Origin of the sequence: Bacillus sp. cl95 (genome assembly GCF_900115925.1) — a bacterium.
Taxonomy (GTDB): Bacteria; Bacillota; Bacilli; order Bacillales; family Cytobacillaceae; genus Neobacillus_A.
The window spans coordinates 85,728-102,711 of sequence record NZ_FOYF01000006.1 but is presented as its reverse complement, the minus strand read 5'-3'; the positions used below and the strand labels follow the sequence as shown (position 1 = coordinate 102,711).

Sequence of the window (16,984 nt, the reverse complement as noted above, 5' to 3'; positions counted from 1 at the left end):
CAATGGAAAATAGATTCGAACGACTACATCCGATTGTGAATTTCATATATTATGCAGGGGCGTTAACCTTGCTCATCTTATTGCTGCACCCGATTTTTTCAGGTGCAGCTTTTGTGGTTATCTTATTCATCCATTTTGTCCAAGACCGTTTCAAAGGACTGAAACAATGGTTAATTTTCATGGTGATGAGTGGGAGTTTGATTTTCCTATTTAATCCGCTTTTTAATGAACGGGGGCGCCACGTCTTATTTGTCGTTAGTGAACATCATATTACTTTAGAGGCAGTTGTTTATGGAGGGATGACAGCACTATCAATCATGGGAGTAATTGCACTTTTTGTATCATATAACTTGGTCATGACTCCTAATAAACTGCTATTCCTCTTTTCAAAGCTTCTTCCGCAATTTGCCGTGTTGCTGATGCTTACATTGCGATTCATCCCGCTTATGCGCCGGAGGCTAGAGGAAATCACGGTCGTCCAGAGCAGCAAAGGTTTATCTCTCGCACAAGGAACGTGGCGGTCAAAAGCCCGCATTGGCATGCAATACATTCAAGTCCTTCTCACCTTTTCCTTAGAGGAGGCTATACAAACAGCTGACTCCATGAAAGCAAGGGGTTATGGTCAGAAAAAGCGCACAAGCTATGATTTTTTTATTCTTAATAAGATCGACATTGCCAGCATGTTTTTTCTGATTCTCTTGCTGGTCATCGTGTTTTATGGGCGTTTCATCGGCCATGGTCAATTAGTCATTTATCCGCTTATGGAAAAAATAAGTCTGCAAGGAAATGAGATTGTCTTTTTGATAACATATATGATGTTTCTCAGTTTTCCGCTTTTGATTGAAATAGGGGGCAAAGTCCGATGGAAATTATTCAACTAAACAACGTGTCATTTACCTATCCGAACTCAGACAAGCCCGCGTTAAAAGACGTTTCACTGAAGGTTAATAAAGGACAGTTTGTTGTGCTTTGTGGTCCCTCTGGATGCGGTAAAAGTACCATGCTCCGCTTATTAAAAGAGGAAATCAGACCACACGGTGAGTTTTCCGGGGAAATCTTCGTATCAACTGGGGAAGAAGGTGGGGCAGAGAGTCGTGGGAACGATGTGGGTTTTGTGTTTCAGGATCCTGAAAATCAAATAGTTTCCGATGACTTCCTTCACGAAATGGTATTTGGACTAGAGAACCTCGGTTTGCCAACAAACGAAATGCGGAGCCGAGTGGCCGAAATGGTTGGTTTCTTTGGGGCAGAATCGCTGTTAAATCGAAAAACACATGAGCTCTCAGGTGGAAAAAAACAACAGATGAATCTTGCTTCCGTGTTATTGATGCAACCGGATATCTTATTGTTAGACGAACCGACAGCTCAACTTGATCCTGTCAGTTCAAGAGAACTTCTCGACATGCTGGTCCGATTGAATGAGGAGTTCGGAATGACAATCATTATGGCAGAGCATCGTTTAGAAGAAGTTTTCACGCTTGCGGATCAAATTGTGATGATGAAGTCGGGTGAAATCATTCATAATGGTGCACCAACAGAAGTGATTGAAGAAATCTGGAATACACCACGGAAAGTATATGTTCCAACCATCCCATCACTTTTTTTGAGTGTTTCACCTAATGATAACCTTCCTCTTACGGTAAAAGCGGGAAGACAACAAGCCACCAAGTTGGAGTTTTATCCGAAGGCACTAAAAGAATCATGCTGTGGCGATGAAATTATGAAAGCAAAGGATATTTACTATCGGTATAACCATGATACAGAAATGGTGCTAAACGAAATGTCCTTTACTCTTCAAAAAGGTGAAATTTACGCACTGTTAGGTGGAAATGGAGCAGGTAAATCGACTTTCCTTAAGTTGATGTGCGGAGTTTGGAAACCGGTAAAAGGAAAGATCACTTTACATAATCAACCATTAAAGTCGTATCGAAAAAAAGAACTTTCCCGACAGATCGGATATTTACCGCAAAATCCAAAGTTATTTTTTATCGAAGATAGTGTTCAAAAAGAAATAGAGATGACTATGGAGCTTTGGGATGTAAGGGATAAGGTATTTGTTTCGAAGATTGTTGATGAGCTTGAGATTGGTCATCTTTTAGAAAGCCATCCTTATGATTTGAGCGGAGGAGAGCTGCAAAAAGCTGCGCTGGCCTGCATCCTTCTTAGAAAACCAGAAATTCTCCTATTAGACGAGCCAACGAAAGGGCTTGATCCTATTTCCAAAGGGAAGCTTGCACTTATTTTAGAACAACTTCGTAAAGAGGGAACATCTATCTTATTATCCACTCATGATGTTGAGTTTGCTGCGCAGTACGCAACCCGTTGCGGTTTGATTTTTCAAGGGAAGATAACTGCCGAGGCGGCGCCAAGTGATTTCTTCCAAGGCAACTTCTTTTATACGACGATGATTCAAAGACTGTTGCGAGGTCTGCCCAATCAGAATGTCGTTACCCTCAAGGAGGCGATTGAGCGGTGCAAAGTAAAAGAATTCTAGGAGTGATCATTTTACTTGTGATGATTGCTGGCTTCCTGCTTGTCTCGGTGAAGTGGGAAGAGTCATATTTATGGCTAAGCTTTGCCATGGTAGGTTTGTCACTCCTTATGTTTCTTATCCGTTTTGAAAAAAGAAAAGTCGAACCCCGTGAATTAGTACTGATAGCAGTATTAGCCGCGATTGCCGCTGTGGGGCGAATTCCGTTTGCGAGCATCCCAAGTGTGCAGCCGACGACTTTCATCATTATGATGTCGGGCTTTGTGTTCGGCTCGGAAAGTGGTTTTTTGATTGGAGCGGTTGCAGCACTTGCATCGAATATGATTCTTGGTCAAGGTCCTTGGACGCCATGGCAAATGGTAGCCTGGGGGCTGGTAGGGATGACAGCGGGATTGCTTCGCAAAACGCCTGTTATGAACAATAAATATGGAAGAATCTTCTTTGGTATTGTGTGGGGATTCTTGTTTGGGTTAATCATGAATGTTTGGGGATTGCTAAGTTTTATCCAATCTGGCGTTCCGCTTGATTATAAAACGTTTATCACCTATTTCGGGGCAAGCGTATTATTCGATTCCATGCACGCCGTGTCAAATGTATTCTTTTTGCTTGTTTTTAGCGGTACTTGGCTCAAAATATTGATGAGATTTAAGAGTAAGTATGGTTTGTTGGAACGTTGATGAGTTTTATTGTGGAGAAATTACACCAATAGTGGGTTTTTGCTATTGGTTTTTTTATTTCAAATGGTGAGTGGGGAGGTTATTGTGTAACTGTTTGGTTTACTTGGGGTAAATCGCACTTTTACTCGCGCAATTCTATATTCTACTCGCACCTATCCTTTTTTGAACACAAACTCATATAAAAAAGAAAGGACGGCCATCCACGATGGACCGTTCTCGCTACATCCATTTTATAAAAAATGTACTGCCCTCATCTGAACTCTCTTCTAAAAACAAATCCGCACCAAGTGCCTTGGCGAGCATCTTGCTAAATGGTAATCCAAGTCCAAGACCCCGTACTTTAAGTTTTTTATTTTCTCCTCGGAAGAACCTCTCGAAAATGAACTTTCGCTCGGCTTCAGGAATGCCACTACCAGTATCCGTTACTCGAATACCTTCTTCGGTAAGGGTGACGGTAATTTTCCGTGGCTCATTTTGCAAAGATTGATATGCGTTATTTAGTAAATTAATCAGAATCTGCTGAAGGCGAAGCGGATCCGTTGTACGATAAACCGTATCCTCAGGCAGTATCGTTTCATAATCAAAATTATTTTCCTGTGTTTTAACCCAATCTTTCACAATATCGGAAATCATATCGTTCAAGTTACAATCTTCCGGACGAATAGTGACCGCTCCTGCAGATAAGGAATTAAAATCAAGTAAATCCGAAATCATCGTTTGCATGCGGTATATTTCTTTCATGGTAATATCTAGGAATTCAGTCTTTTCTTCTCCATCGACGACCCCGTCACGAACTGCTTGGACAAGTCCACTAATTGCCGTAATAGGCGTTTTCAAATCGTGGGTCACACCCGCCAAAAGTTCAGCTCGTAATTTTTCAAGCTGCATTAAACGTTCAGCCATTTCTTTAAAAGAAGTAATAAGATCGTTTATTTCCAACTCATTACCGCTGGTATTCAATAATATATCGTAATTTCCCTCTGCCACGAGCTTTGCAGCTTTAGAAACCTCTTGGATTGGCTGTGCTATTTTTCGTGAAAGGAGGTAGATGATGCTCCAACCGAGCATTCCAAGCCCTACTAGCAGAATAATCAACAATCTGTATTCCTGATTCACATTTTTTAAGTCATCCGCATTTTGCATGACAAATACCCAACCGACCGGTTCATCATCAAAAACAATTGGCGATTTAACGAGATAAACTTCCTTAGAATTCACTATTTGCAGCTTTTGAATGGTTTCTTCGCTGCTTAAAACTTCGGAAGGGATTCTTTTTAGAAGGAGGGGATGATTGTCTTTTGGACCTGAGTGCATCCGCTTTTTATTGGTCAAGATTTCACCATCTACACTGCTGATCAGTACCATCGGCTCCTTTTCAAGCTGAAGCAGCCTCGAACGATCCTCAAGCATCTTATTAAAAAAAGGATCAAATCCTATATTTCCATTTTGTTGAACGACGCGGTCTGCCGTCTCGTTAGCCAAATATTCCATTAAATTTAGACGGTGTTCTAACGTAGTTTTTTGAATCCACCAAATCGAACCAGCACCTAAAATCAGCAACCCAATTAATAATGTAAATAAGTACCTGGTTGTCCAATAACGCAATAAAGTTGTCCTGCTTTTTTTTGGAAAAATGATTTTCCCATCTGAATTGTCATTATTTATCGTAAACACTGAATTGATACCCCAATCCTCTTAGCGTGCGAATTTCACCTTGTGTTGTTGGCCATGGTTCGAGAACTTGGCGGATGCGTTTTATGGCTAAATCCACCGCTCTGTCACTACCATCATAATCCATGCCCCATACGTGTTCGATTAAGTCTTCCCGTGTAAAAGTACGGTTTGGATGTTCTGATAAAAAAAGAAGTAATGAAAGGTCTCGTGGTGTTAAATTCACTGTCGCACCATTTATACTTACTTCATGTGAATCAATATTTATTTTTAAGCCGCCGAATTGTCGGATGTTAGCTGCTTCAAGTGCAATACTAGAACGTCTCATGACCGCGTTTACCCTCGCAACGACTTCTTCCCCGATGAAGGGTTTGGATATGTAATCGTCTGCACCTTGATTGAGTCCTTTTAGGCGATAATCAATATCTCCAAGTGCGGTAAGCATGATCACTGGACAAGCGCTCATTTTCCGGATTTCTTCAAGGACTGTCCAACCGTCCATATTAGGCAGCATTATGTCCAAAAGCACAAGGTTCGGCTGCTCATCAGCAAAAATCATTACTGCATCACTACCGTCATAAGCTTGCAATACTTGATAGCCTTCACGCTGTAAGTAGACGGTTAAAACCTTCGATATGGAAATCTCATCTTCAACGACAAGGATCTTTTTCATAGCACGACCTCCTACTTCCAATATACAAGAAAAATCCCCGTAATTGTACCGGGGATTAAGTTATTAACATTTATATCTAAAAATTATTGAAAGATGTTGCCTCGGCTCCTGTAACTTCATCCATTCCTGGTCCAGACTGCATGCCACCATGTCCGCCTTCATGTCCCATGCCTTTACAGCCGCCATGCCCCATACCCATGCCGTGTTTACCACCAAAACCATCGTGACCCATGCCTTTCATTTTGAAACCGAATCCGTCTTCATTTAGCAATGCATCAAGTTTATCGGAATCTTTGTCCTTGATTGCTTTTATCAATTCGTGGACGGATTTATCTTTTGTATCGATTTTTAGTTCTTTTGCCAGTTTTGTGATTTTCTTCTCTTGTACTTCAGCCGCAATTTGTCTGATCGTTTTCCCGTCGATCGTGACATCATATTGCTTAGCTTCTTTTTTCACCTTTGCTGTCATTACTTCTTGCGCCACTTCGCGAATATCCTTACCTTCCACAGTAATATCATATTTCGCTGCCTCTTTCTTTACAGATGCAGTGAATACTTCTTGAGAAAGTGTTTGTAGATCTTTGCCTTCTGAGGAAACACCTAATTCTTTAGCTTTTTTATTAAGAGTGGCTGTGCGGATTTCCTGCATGATGGTTTGCTCGTCTTTGCCATCTGTGGATACACCAAGTTTTTTAGCTTCTTTCTTCAAGTTGGCAGAGCGGATTTCCTCATGAAGTGTTTGAATGTCTTTTCCAGTTGTTTTAATCCCTAATTCTTTCGCTTCAGCTTGAACTCTGGCAAGGGCTACTTCTTCTGCTAATGTTTGAACATCTTTTCCAGTAGTCTTAATGCCAAGTTCTTTTGCTTCTTTCTTCAGCTGGACTTCACGGATTTCTTTCATTAGCGTTTCAGCATCTTTACCGGATGTTTTAATACCCAATTCTTTCGCTTTTGCGATTAGCTCTTCTGAATCAACTGCAAATCCTTTGTGACCAAATCCTTTTCCAACATCCCATTTGAATACTTTCTCTGCGACAGCTCCCACCGGAGTGTCCGACTTTGCTGCGAAAGATGTAGTAGTGTAAGCTCCGAATAATAATGCTCCTGCAACCGTTAATCCTAAAACTGACTTTTTCATGATATTTTCCTCCTAAGTACTTGTATTGTTGTAAAAAGCTCTTGCTGAACTTCTTACTCATAATTTATCAAGGCAATGTGTCAGGAAAATGTCAGGATAAAACTTTATTAGATTAAATAGAAAATTTTATTTCAATCTGTAAAGGAGTCCGAGGTTGTGAATGTGTCAGGTAGGTGTCAAACGCTTAAAAACGCGAAAAAAGATCAGCTATCAGCCGATCTCTTTTTGAAGAGGAAGTGTTATGGTGAATGTCGTTCCTTTATTTAGTTCACTATCAACCTTGATGATCCCTTTATGATGATGGATAATCTTATGGCTCACCATTAGCCCAAGGCCGTTACCTGTTTCTTTTGTTGTGTAAAAGGGTTCGCCTATGCGTTTTATTTGTTCTTCATTCATGCCAAGTCCTTCGTCGGTAATGGAAATGGAGATATCTTTATCAGTTGCGTTTACTTTGATGGCAATTCTCCCGCCAACAGGCATGGCTTCTATTCCATTTTTGATGATGTTTAAAAATACTTGTTTTAACTGATTTCGCTCCCCATAAACAGTGATTTCTCCAGGAGGGAAATCATAATCGATGACAACGTTTTTTAGATTGGTTTCAGCTTCCAGCAACTTGATGACACTTAGGACTATTTCTGTAATATTGCATTTGCTGAAATAGTAGGTATGTGGTTTGGCGAAAACCATGAATTCACTTACGATAAAATTAATGCGGTCGATTTCTTCAAGTACAATGTCGGAATACAACGAGGGAGGATTTTCTTGGGATTGACTTAATAGCTGTACGAATCCTTTAATCGTGGTCAGTGGATTACGTATTTCATGAGCAATCCCAGCAGCCAGTTCTCCGACCATTGATAGTTTTTCTGCTTTATGGAGCGACTCTTCTGCAGCTTTCTTCTCCGTAATGTCGTATTGGATGGAAATATGTTGATAAGTTTGGCCATCTTCATCGACAAAAGGAACGAACGTCGTATCGACCCAATATTTTGTTCCATCCTTTGCTTGGTTGAGAATTTCACCCTTCCAAACTTTTCCTGATCGAATCGTTCTTAATATCTCTTGGAAAAATTCTTCAGAATGATAACCTGAATTATATATGGAATGATTCTGACCAAGCAGTTCTTCCTTCGAGTACTTAGTGATTTTACAGAATTTATCATTTGCATAAATGATACGGTCATCTTTATCAGTTACCGCAAAAATGGTTGCTTCATTTAATGCTTTCTTTAAATCTGATAGTTCTCTTAATGTAATTCTTAGATCCTCATTAGATTCATCCAAAGCAAATCTTGTTGTTAACAAACTATCATCATAATGGTTAATGATTGTTTTTGAAACAAGATTGATGAGTGGTTCTACAATCTTAATAATCTCAAACAATGATTTGGTCGATAGTTTTCCGTTATCAAATTCCTCTTCCATCATTTCTAGTATGTAAGTTCTTGATAATGAGAGATAATGCACGGCAAGGTCAAAGCTTACGAATGTCCCAACGGCTTTTTTCCCGATTTGGTTTGCCCAATCAATTAAGCATTGTTTGATTGATTCGTCTCTCGTAATCAAGTACTCTCCGATAAAAGAAAAGATTTGTTGCCATTCATCTTCTTTCAATTTTTCAGTAAAGTAATGAATTGGATTGTCCTCTGTTTGACGATGCATCGTTTCTAAGGCAATAAAAGTGCTTTTCTGTTTGATCTTCCTGCCAATCCGTTCGATATCTAGGTCCATCATTTATCCCTCATCAATATAAGTTATACGGAATTTCCATAAGTAATAACTTTCAACATGAATCAGCAAATTTCCTGCATTTTTTTATCTTTTCAGAATTAACAATATGTTATTATGTAGCTATCAGTCTAAAAAGTAAACGGAGATCAAGATGAAAAAATCTCATTTCATTCCACACTTTCTCATAATCGCTTTTCCTTATCTTATTTTTGAATGTTTTAGATTAGGTATTTTTCAAGACAAAAGTATCGGTACGCCGATTGAACATTTTTACGTCGTGAGTATCGTTGCATTATTTGCCATGGGAATAGCGATTGCTGTAGGGATCGCAGGTTACCGGGTCAGGAATATAAAAATTGGTTTCTTGTCATTATCTTTTATTTCGCTCGCAGAAATGTTTTCTGTTCACGGTCTCTCCACACCAGAATTCCTTTTAAACACGAATCATTTAATGGGAGCTGCCGCACAATTAAGCATGTTGCTTGCGACAATTTGGCTTTGGTTATCTTCTTTGCCAACAGACCACAAATTCATAAGTGTCCTATCAAAATTTCAGCGTTCCTTGATTCCTATTTGGACTCTCATGTTAGCTGTTTTTAGTGGAACAGGTTGGTTCTTTCCTCATTTAGTACATTTCATCCCATTAACAGTTCAACCAATTAATTATTTTATAACGTTCATTTTACTGGGATTGAACGGTATTACGATGTATCGCTATTATCAGTCTTACCGTTTTTCAAGGTTTCCTCTTCAAATAGCCATTGTGTATAGTTCTGGATGGATCAGTATCTCTCAGTTGATCATGATAGGTGGGCAGCCTTGGAATATTTCTTGGTGGATTTATCATTATTTACTGTTAGCATCCATGATTGTCATGTTAGCTGGTCTGATCAAGCAATATGGAGTAAAAGGAAATTTAGCTGCTGGAGTTAGGGCTTTGTTTACCAATGATCCATTCGAGAGGGTGACAGGCAGTATGTCGCCAAGTGTAAAATCACTAATACTTGCAACGGAAAAGAAGGATTCGTATACCGCTGGGCATACATTCAGGGTAACGATGTATGCTTTAAATCTTGCTGATGAGCTTCGACTGAAGCCTGATCAACTGCGTGCACTGGCACAAGGAACTTTACTGCATGATGTTGGCAAGGTAGAAATTCCAGATTCGATTTTGAACAAGCCTGGCAAACTTACCCTGGGAGAGCGTAAGATCATTGAAGAGCATCCCATTGTCGGTTATGAGTTGTGCAGAGAACTAGGTATCATGAAAGAAGAGTTAGGCATTATCCGATCTCACCATGAAAAATGGGATGGAAGCGGATATCCTGATCAGCTAAGTGGGAAAGACATTCCAATGTTGGCACGTATTACTGCTGTAGCAGACGTTTATGATGCCCTTACTTCTGACAGGGCCTATCGGAAAGGCTGGGAACACGGGAAAGCAATTGAATTTTTGATAGAGCAAAAAGAGAAGCATTTCGATCCTGTTTGTGTGGATGCATGGATCAACCTTTGCGAACGTAATCCTGAAGTTTACCTATATCCAACTAAAAAGATTAATGAACAGACAACGAGCGAATTAATTTCTACTTTTTAATTTAAGATTCAAAGAAGTTGTGGGCACATCCTATTTATGGCTCACAGCTTTTTTTATTTAGTAATTATATACTCAGTCTTTTGTCTGAGAACAAGTTAAGTCTAATTTCCAATGTTAGATTTGCAGTGGACTATTAAAATGAGGATAGAATTATAACATTGGGAGGAAATGGTCATGAGTATGATTGAAGGAATCTTTGAAACTCATTTAGAGGTAAAGAACCTAAAGGAATCTATGGAGTTTTATGAGAAACTGGGTCTAAATCTAGGATTGTTTGAAGAAGGAAGAAGAAGGGCCTTTTACACAATGGGAAAGGAAGCTCTTTCAATGATTTCAATTGTTGAGAGAGAGAATCCTAATTTACGTCACATGGCTTTTCGCATTGATATAAATAATTTAATGAACATGATTTCTTTTCTAAAAGAAAGAAACATCACCATCCTTCCAGGTTGGGAAGGGGCAAGTATTGAAGAACCGATGGTATACCCATGGTTAGGTAGTGCTTCCGTATTCTTTAATGATTATGATGGCAATAGGCTTGAGTTTCTGGCGGTATTACCTGAAGGTCCGAGAAATGATATTGATCAAATTTTCCTTTCGCTAAGTGAGTGGGAAAAATTACATCGTATCTCATAATAAAATATATTGGTGCATAGTCCAAGAAGGATTCATGCGCTTTTTTGTGGAAGTAAACAATTGTATCACAGGAATCTAGTTCAATAAGTACCATAAAAGTAACGAAACTTTTTGATGTATAACTTAATGATGTAACGGAAGAATTAAGTAAATGTTGTGAAAGGGAGTTGATTTTATTTTGGATACTAGAGTAAAGACGAAATTAAAGATATTAAAGCCAGCTCATGAGGTATTTGAAGCCATAGTAGATCCTGAGAAAATCGGGAACTTTTGGTTCTCGTCAAGTTCTGAAAGATGGCAACAAGGCAAGACTGTCACATTAAGATATGAAGAATACGAAGCAGAAGGGGATATAAATGTATTAGAAATCGAAGAAAACAAGAAAATTGTGTTTTCCTGGGGAGGGGGAAATAATACAGAGACGATTGTGACAATTACTCTAAAAGAGTTGGATAAAAAAATAAACACAATTATTGAAGTGAACGAATCAGGTTTGAAAGCAGATGACCCTGAAATGGTAACCAGAATGATTGGTCAAAAGGAAGGCTGGGTCTATATGTTATGTTGTTTAAAGAGTTATTTAGAAAATGGTGTTAAAAACATGAGAGCATCATTAATTCATTAGTATCATGTCAAAAAATACTGATAGTTACTAATTTACTTGAGAGTTGTTGGAAGTTATTGTGATTGTATAAATACCATTTTTGATAAAGGGGGATTATGATGTTGATCAAAGGTTTTGGAGGCATCTTTTGGAGAACTAAAAACTTGGATGCTATAAAAAAGTGGTACAGTGAGGTTTTAATGATTGATATACAAAATTGGAACGGGGCTATCATCACGCCTCAATCGGGGAACCAAACAGTATTTTCGTTTTTTTCTGAGGATGACAACTATTTTCCAAAAAATCAGCAAGTGATGTTGAACTTTCAAGTTGAGAACTTGGAGGAAAGTATGAAGCACCTTAAAGAAATGGGTGTAGACCTTGTGAAGGAACAAGAAAACAGTGAATATGGAAAGTTTATTTGGATTGAAGATCCAGAAGGAAGAAGAATTGAGCTTTGGGAGAAATAGTAGAGTTTTGATGAGAGCTTTTATACTAGGTGTCTCTCATAGAAGAAGCAATCATGGAAAGGGAGCTTCCTGAATTCCACTTATATGGGTGAACGTTGCACATTCAAAAGATTATATACATATTAATTGACTAATTTCCCGTGTTTAGACAATATTAAAATAATCATGGAGTCCCTTATTTGCAAACAGAGTTTTTGTTCTGCTGAAACTGGGCATATCATAAAGAGAGTGGCTTTTCCGTTCCTAATGGAGAGCTTCATGACAGGAGGTAGTTGAATTGAATTTACAAGAGCAAATTATTCGCGACTTGGATGTGAAGCCATCCGTTGACCCTATTGAAGAAATCAAGAAAAGGATCGCTTTTTTGAAAGAATATTTTCATGGAGCAAAAGCAAAAGGATTCGTATTAGGAATTAGTGGAGGTCAGGATTCAACACTAGCAGGTAGATTAGCACAACTGGCGGTGGAAGAGCTTCGTTCAGAAGGACATGAAGCCAAGTTTGTTGCTGTCCGTTTACCGTATGGCGTTCAGAAGGATGAAGACGATGCACAAGCAGCATTGGATTTCATCCAGCCTGATGATATCATCACTTTTAATATTGAGGCGACTGTGCATTCCTTTGGGGCAAACTATTTAGAAGCAGCAGGTGAAGAGTTGACCGACTTCAATAAAGGTAATGTAAAAGCACGACTTCGTATGGTGACGCAATATGCCATTGCAGGCCAAGTTGGTTTGCTTGTTATCGGAACAGACCATGCGGCGGAAGCCGTTACAGGATTCTTCACTAAATACGGTGATGGAGGGGCAGACTTACTGCCGCTTTCAGGATTGAACAAACGGCAGGGAAGGGAATTATTAAAGGAATTGGGCGCAAGTGAACGTTTATATTTAAAAACGCCAACTGCCGACCTTCTTGATCAAAAGCCTCTGCAAGCTGATGAGACTGAACTTGGTTTAAGCTACGACCAAATCGATGATTACCTAGAAGGGAAGAAAATTCCTGACGAAGATGCGGCAAAAATCGAGAATCGCTACTTGGTTTCACAACATAAGCGCCATTTACCGGCTACAATGTTTGATACATGGTGGAAAAAACAATCTTAAATACCAAAATGCCTGGCTGCAATTGCATCCAGGCATTTTTCTTTTAAGACTATTTCACTTCCTGTGGCAGGGCAATTCCAAGACCTTCAGCAACACGTTTGCCGTAATCAGGGTCTGCTTTTAAGAAGTGTTGGATTTGACGTAGTTTAATATCTTCGCGAGCAACAGGTTTAATGGCTGCTACGATGTTTTCAACTAGACGTGCCTTTTCTTCTTCCGATAACAAGCGGTACAAATCACCTGCTTGAGTATAGTGGTCGTTATGGTCGTATCCAACGCTATCAGCTACACCAGTAACAGGTAGTGGACTTGGTTTATGTTCAGCAACTTCTTTAGGTCCGCCAAAGCTGTTTGGCTCGTAGTAGACAGAACCGCCGCCATTATTGTCAAAACGCATTTGTCCGTCACGCTGATAATTGTTTGCTTCGTTGCGCGGTCGATTGATTGGTAGCATTTGATGATTGGTTCCAACACGGTGACGATGAGCATCGTGATAAGCAAACAAGCGACCTTGCAACATTTTATCTGGAGATACTTCAACACCAGGAACTAGTGTGCCAGGTGAAAACGTAGCTTGCTCTACTTCAGCGAAATAATTCTCAGGGTTTTTATTGAGTACCATTCGGCCCACTTCAACCAGAGGGTAATCCTTTTGTGACCATACCTTCGTCACATCAAATGGATCGAAACGATAAGTATTCGCATCCTCAAGCGGCATGATCTGCACATAAAGTTTCCAAGCAGGGAAGTCACCTTTTTCAATTGCATTAAATAAGTCCTCTGTATGATAATCAGGATTCTCTCCTGCAATTTGAGCCGCTACTTCTGGAGCCAGATTCTTTACGCCTTGCTCTGTTTTAAAATGGAATTTTACCCACACTCCTTCACCTTGTTCATTCACCCATTTGAATGTGTGGCTGCCAAATCCGTGCATATGACGAAGAGTTGCAGGAATACCACGATCTGACATCAGAATCGTTACTTGATGCAGTGATTCTGGCGAAAGTGACCAAAAATCCCAAATAGCTGTTGGGTTTTTTAAGTGTGTTTTTGGGTCGCGCTTTTGTGTATGGATAAAATCAGGGAACTTGATTGCGTCACGGATGAAGAATACAGGTGTATTATTTCCGACTAAATCATAGTTTCCTTCTTCTGTATAAAATTTGACTGCAAAACCGCGTGGGTCACGAACAGTGTCAGCAGAACCAAGTTCTCCTGCAACTGTAGAAAAACGAACGAAAAGCGGTGTGCGCTTGCCAAGATGAGATAAGAACTTAGCTTTCGTATATTCTGTTACGTCATTTGTTACTTCAAAATAGCCGTGTGCACCTGCGCCTTTAGCATGAACAACGCGCTCTGGAACACGCTCTCTATTAAAGTGGGCCAACTTTTCTAGCAAATGAACATCTTGAATCAATGTTGGGCCACGCGATCCAGCAGTCATTGAATTCTGGTTGTCCCCAACGGGAGCACCCCAGCTTGTAGTAAGACCATTTTTATTACTCATCTCAGCTTCACCCCATATTAATTATTAAATTAGAATCATTACAATTACGATGATAACATTTTTCGATCGAATTGCAATGCTAAATTATAATTATTATAAATAAATAAAAATTATTCCTATTAGGACAAGAAAATTTCTCGACAAAATCCAAGCTCTATAAAAAGACTTACATTTTCTTCCTGATAAAATTCCGAAATTCCGTAATTGTGGAAATGATAGTGAAACAAAATTCCAGAAATACGGAATATGTTAAGGGATTTAGAAAGTATAAAATATGAAGTTATTACTATAAATAACTTGTTAACCAAGCCTTCTAACGGGAAATTCGAAATTAGTTGATGTATTATTTAGAAAAAACAGAAAAGTTGGCACGTTAATTGCAAAATAGATTATGTAATGTAACTTGGCGGAAAGGAGTTAGAGATGTTTTGTAACCGCTTTCTATTTTAAGTAGAAAATTATCTTAAAGGGGGATCTCTATGGACTTGATTGTTATTTTATTAGCGCTCGGACTTCTCATGTTTGTGGCATATCGCGGTTTTTCAGTTATTTTATTCGCTCCGATTTGTGCACTTTTTGCTGTTTTATTGACTGAACCGGATTATGTCCTCCCATTCTTTTCGAGCATCTTCATGGAAAAAATGGTTGGCTTCATTAAGAACTATTTTGCTGTTTTCTTATTGGGAGCTATCTTTGGAAAAGTTGTTGAAATGTCTGGATTGGCTGAATCAATCGCAAAAACGATTGTTCGTGCAATTGGTGCAAAAAGAGCCATTCTTGCCATCGTTCTTTTAGGTGCAATTCTAACATACAGCGGTGTGAGTTTATTCGTTGCCGTGTTTGCGATTTTCCCATTTGCAGCACAATTGTTCCGCGAAGCGAATATTCCAAAAAGGCTTATTCCTGGAACCATCGCTCTAGGTGCATTCACGTTTACAATGGATGCATTACCAGGAACACCACAAATTCAAAATGTTATTCCTACTACATTTTTCAAAACAAATATTTATGCTGCACCAACTTTAGGAATTTTAGGAGGGCTTTTTGTCCTCGCGGTTGGACTATTTTACTTAGAATCTCGTCGTAAGAAGGCTGAAAGAGCAGGGGAAGGTTACTTTGGATTTGCCAGCGAAACAGCTGCAGCAGCGGAAAAGCTAAGCAAAGAAGAAGTTTTTCAAGAACTATCTACAAGTCAGCCACTTGCTCGTCAAATTTTAGCATTTGTTCCTCTAATTCTTGTAGGAGTTATGAATAAGGTTTTTGTAACGGCAATTCCGAAATGGTATCCAGAAGGCTTTGATTTTAAAAAGGTTGGATTAGAAGCACTTGGTGTAGTGGATGTTTCGACTGTTGCTGCGATTTGGGCTGTTGAGATGGCGTTGATCGTCGGAATTGTTGCGACAATCCTATACGATTGGAAACGCGTGACGCAAAACTTTAAAGAAGGTTTGAATGCAAGTATCGGTGGTTCGTTATTGGCAACGATGAATACGGCTGCTGAGTACGGATTCGGTGGTGTCATCGCAGCTTTACCTGGCTTCAAAGTCATTAGTTCTGGAATCGCTGGAACTTTCTCAAACCCACTTGTTAACGGTGCAGTAACAACGACTACGCTTGCTGGTATCACAGGTTCAGCATCAGGCGGTATGGGAATTGCATTAAGTGCTATGTCTGAAACGTATAACAAGGCCATTGCGGCAGCCAATATTTCTCCAGAAGTCATGCACCGTGTTATTTCGATGGCATCGGGTGGTATGGATACACTCCCACACAATGGTGCGGTCATCACATTACTTGCGGTTACAGGATTAACGCATAAGCAATCATATCGTGATATCTTTGCCATCACAATCATCAAGACATTGGCGGTATTCTTCATCATCGCACTTTACACGTTATTTGGCATCGAATAAGACTTCTCTCTGAAGCTTGAACAAGGCCAAAGTGATTATTGAAAGGAGACTGAAGTATGGCAAATGGAAAACTATTAACTTCTTTTGAAAAAGCCATTGAAGGAATTCAAGACGGAGCGACCTTAATTGTCGGCGGATTTGGATTGTGCGGGATACCTGAAAAAGCCATTTTAGCCTTGAGAGACAAAGGTGTAAAGGACTTGACGATCGTCAGCAACAATTGCGGTGTCGACGATTGGGGGCTTGGGTTATTACTTGCCAACAAACAAATCAAGAAGATGATTTCATCTTATGTGGGTGAAAATAAAATCTTTGAACAGCAATTCTTAAGCGGGGAATTAGAGGTCGAACTTGTGCCTCAAGGTACGCTTGCTGAGCGAATTCGCGCTGGTGGAGCAGGTATTCCTGGTTTCTATACGGCCACAGGTGTGGGAACGCCGATAGCAGAAGGGAAAGAGCATAAGGAGTTTGACGGGAAGACATTTATTTTAGAAAAAGGGATTGTCGGAGATTTTGCGCTTGTTAAAGCATGGAAAGCCGATCCGCTTGGTAATCTCATTTACCGAAAAACGGCTCGAAACTTTAATCCACTTGCAGCATCAGCTGGTAAGGTAACAATTGCGGAAGTGGAAGAAATCGTTCCAGTTGGAGAGCTTGATCCTAATCAAATTCATACGCCAGGCATTTATGTTCAACACGTCCTGGATGGCGGAGCTTACGAAAAACGTATCGAACGTAGAACGGTAGCCCGAGTTTAAAGGAGGT

General features: G+C 39.7%; 15 protein-coding genes. 10 read left to right on the top strand and 5 right to left on the bottom strand.

Annotated features, from left to right (window positions below; genetic code table 11):
* Positions 1-2: 2 nt before the first annotated feature.
* From BMZ31_RS16185 to BMZ31_RS16175, 3 genes are read left to right on the top strand one after another with little or no spacing between them, the layout of a single operon-like run.
* Positions 3-881, top strand: coding sequence for an energy-coupling factor transporter transmembrane component T (locus tag BMZ31_RS16185; RefSeq protein WP_090832969.1), 879 nt, complete (start codon positions 3-5; stop codon positions 879-881).
* Positions 863-2,494 (top strand): ABC transporter ATP-binding protein, encoded by a 1,632-nt coding sequence (locus BMZ31_RS16180; protein ID WP_090832968.1) that lies wholly within the window; start codon positions 863-865, stop codon positions 2,492-2,494. The genes BMZ31_RS16185 and BMZ31_RS16180 overlap by 19 nt, the downstream gene beginning before the upstream one ends.
* Positions 2,495-2,514: 20 nt before the next feature.
* Positions 2,515-3,168, top strand: a complete 654-nt coding sequence (locus tag BMZ31_RS16175) for an ECF transporter S component (RefSeq protein WP_090833164.1) — start codon at positions 2,515-2,517, stop codon at positions 3,166-3,168.
* Positions 3,169-3,387: 219 nt separating this feature from the next.
* Here BMZ31_RS16175 and BMZ31_RS16170 read toward each other — a convergent pair whose 3' ends face one another.
* From BMZ31_RS16170 to BMZ31_RS16155, 4 genes are all read right to left on the bottom strand, one after another.
* A complete protein-coding gene (locus tag BMZ31_RS16170) occupies positions 3,388-4,842 on the bottom strand; it encodes a HAMP domain-containing sensor histidine kinase (RefSeq protein WP_254778886.1) in 1,455 nt (484 codons plus the stop codon).
* Positions 4,826-5,512 (bottom strand): response regulator transcription factor, encoded by a 687-nt coding sequence (locus BMZ31_RS16165; RefSeq protein ID WP_090832967.1) that lies wholly within the window; start codon positions 5,510-5,512, stop codon positions 4,826-4,828. The genes BMZ31_RS16170 and BMZ31_RS16165 overlap by 17 nt, the downstream gene beginning before the upstream one ends.
* Before the next feature lie 76 nt (positions 5,513-5,588).
* The gene (locus tag BMZ31_RS16160; RefSeq protein WP_090832966.1) at positions 5,589-6,650 is read right to left on the bottom strand and encodes a hypothetical protein; all 1,062 of its coding nucleotides are present in this window, start codon (positions 6,648-6,650) and stop codon (positions 5,589-5,591) included.
* 210 nt (positions 6,651-6,860) lie between these two features.
* Entirely contained in the window at positions 6,861-8,390 is a 1,530-nt protein-coding gene (locus tag BMZ31_RS16155) for an ATP-binding protein (RefSeq protein ID WP_254778884.1), read from the bottom strand.
* A 148-nt stretch (positions 8,391-8,538) separates the two neighbouring features.
* Here BMZ31_RS16155 and BMZ31_RS16150 point away from each other — a divergent pair, with 148 nt between their 5' ends.
* From BMZ31_RS16150 to nadE, 5 genes are all read left to right on the top strand, one after another.
* Positions 8,539-9,984, top strand: coding sequence for an HD-GYP domain-containing protein (locus tag BMZ31_RS16150; protein ID WP_090832964.1), 1,446 nt, complete (start codon positions 8,539-8,541; stop codon positions 9,982-9,984).
* A gap of 174 nt (positions 9,985-10,158) precedes the next feature.
* A complete protein-coding gene (locus BMZ31_RS16145) occupies positions 10,159-10,620 on the top strand; it encodes a VOC family protein (protein WP_090832963.1) in 462 nt (153 codons plus the stop codon).
* 175 nt (positions 10,621-10,795) lie between these two features.
* Entirely contained in the window at positions 10,796-11,245 is a 450-nt protein-coding gene (locus BMZ31_RS16140) for an SRPBCC family protein (RefSeq protein ID WP_175478159.1), read from the top strand.
* Positions 11,246-11,346: 101 nt separating this feature from the next.
* Positions 11,347-11,694 (top strand): VOC family protein, encoded by a 348-nt coding sequence (locus BMZ31_RS16135; RefSeq protein ID WP_090833162.1) that lies wholly within the window; start codon positions 11,347-11,349, stop codon positions 11,692-11,694.
* Positions 11,695-11,971: 277 nt separating this feature from the next.
* Positions 11,972-12,799, top strand: coding sequence for an ammonia-dependent NAD(+) synthetase (nadE, locus tag BMZ31_RS16130; RefSeq protein ID WP_090832961.1), 828 nt, complete (start codon positions 11,972-11,974; stop codon positions 12,797-12,799).
* A 49-nt stretch (positions 12,800-12,848) separates the two neighbouring features.
* Here nadE and katA read toward each other — a convergent pair whose 3' ends face one another.
* Positions 12,849-14,306, bottom strand: a complete 1,458-nt coding sequence (gene katA, locus BMZ31_RS16125) for a catalase KatA (RefSeq protein WP_090832960.1) — start codon at positions 14,304-14,306, stop codon at positions 12,849-12,851.
* A gap of 479 nt (positions 14,307-14,785) precedes the next feature.
* On the opposite strand from katA, the gene BMZ31_RS16120 reads away from it, so the two are divergent.
* Together BMZ31_RS16120 and BMZ31_RS16115 are read left to right on the top strand one after the other, a co-directional pair.
* Entirely contained in the window at positions 14,786-16,219 is a 1,434-nt protein-coding gene (locus BMZ31_RS16120) for a GntP family permease (protein ID WP_090832959.1), read from the top strand.
* A 56-nt stretch (positions 16,220-16,275) separates the two neighbouring features.
* Complete coding sequence (locus BMZ31_RS16115) at positions 16,276-16,977, top strand: CoA transferase subunit A (protein ID WP_090832958.1); 702 nt, start codon at positions 16,276-16,278, stop codon at positions 16,975-16,977.
* Positions 16,978-16,984: the final 7 nt, after the last annotated feature.

Coding starts and splice junctions, on each gene's coding strand:
- BMZ31_RS16185 (WP_090832969.1), top strand. CDS start 3: ATGGAAAATAGATTCGAACGACTACATCCGATTGTGAATTTCATATAT.
- BMZ31_RS16180 (WP_090832968.1), top strand. CDS start 863: ATGGAAATTATTCAACTAAACAACGTGTCATTTACCTATCCGAACTCA.
- BMZ31_RS16175 (WP_090833164.1), top strand. CDS start 2,515: ATGATTGCTGGCTTCCTGCTTGTCTCGGTGAAGTGGGAAGAGTCATAT.
- BMZ31_RS16165 (WP_090832967.1), bottom strand. CDS start 5,512: ATGAAAAAGATCCTTGTCGTTGAAGATGAGATTTCCATATCGAAGGTT.
- BMZ31_RS16160 (WP_090832966.1), bottom strand. CDS start 6,650: ATGAAAAAGTCAGTTTTAGGATTAACGGTTGCAGGAGCATTATTATTC.
- BMZ31_RS16155 (WP_254778884.1), bottom strand. CDS start 8,390: ATGATGGACCTAGATATCGAACGGATTGGCAGGAAGATCAAACAGAAA.
- BMZ31_RS16150 (WP_090832964.1), top strand. CDS start 8,539: ATGAAAAAATCTCATTTCATTCCACACTTTCTCATAATCGCTTTTCCT.
- BMZ31_RS16145 (WP_090832963.1), top strand. CDS start 10,159: ATGAGTATGATTGAAGGAATCTTTGAAACTCATTTAGAGGTAAAGAAC.
- katA (WP_090832960.1), bottom strand. CDS start 14,306: ATGAGTAATAAAAATGGTCTTACTACAAGCTGGGGTGCTCCCGTTGGG.
- BMZ31_RS16120 (WP_090832959.1), top strand. CDS start 14,786: ATGGACTTGATTGTTATTTTATTAGCGCTCGGACTTCTCATGTTTGTG.
- BMZ31_RS16115 (WP_090832958.1), top strand. CDS start 16,276: ATGGCAAATGGAAAACTATTAACTTCTTTTGAAAAAGCCATTGAAGGA.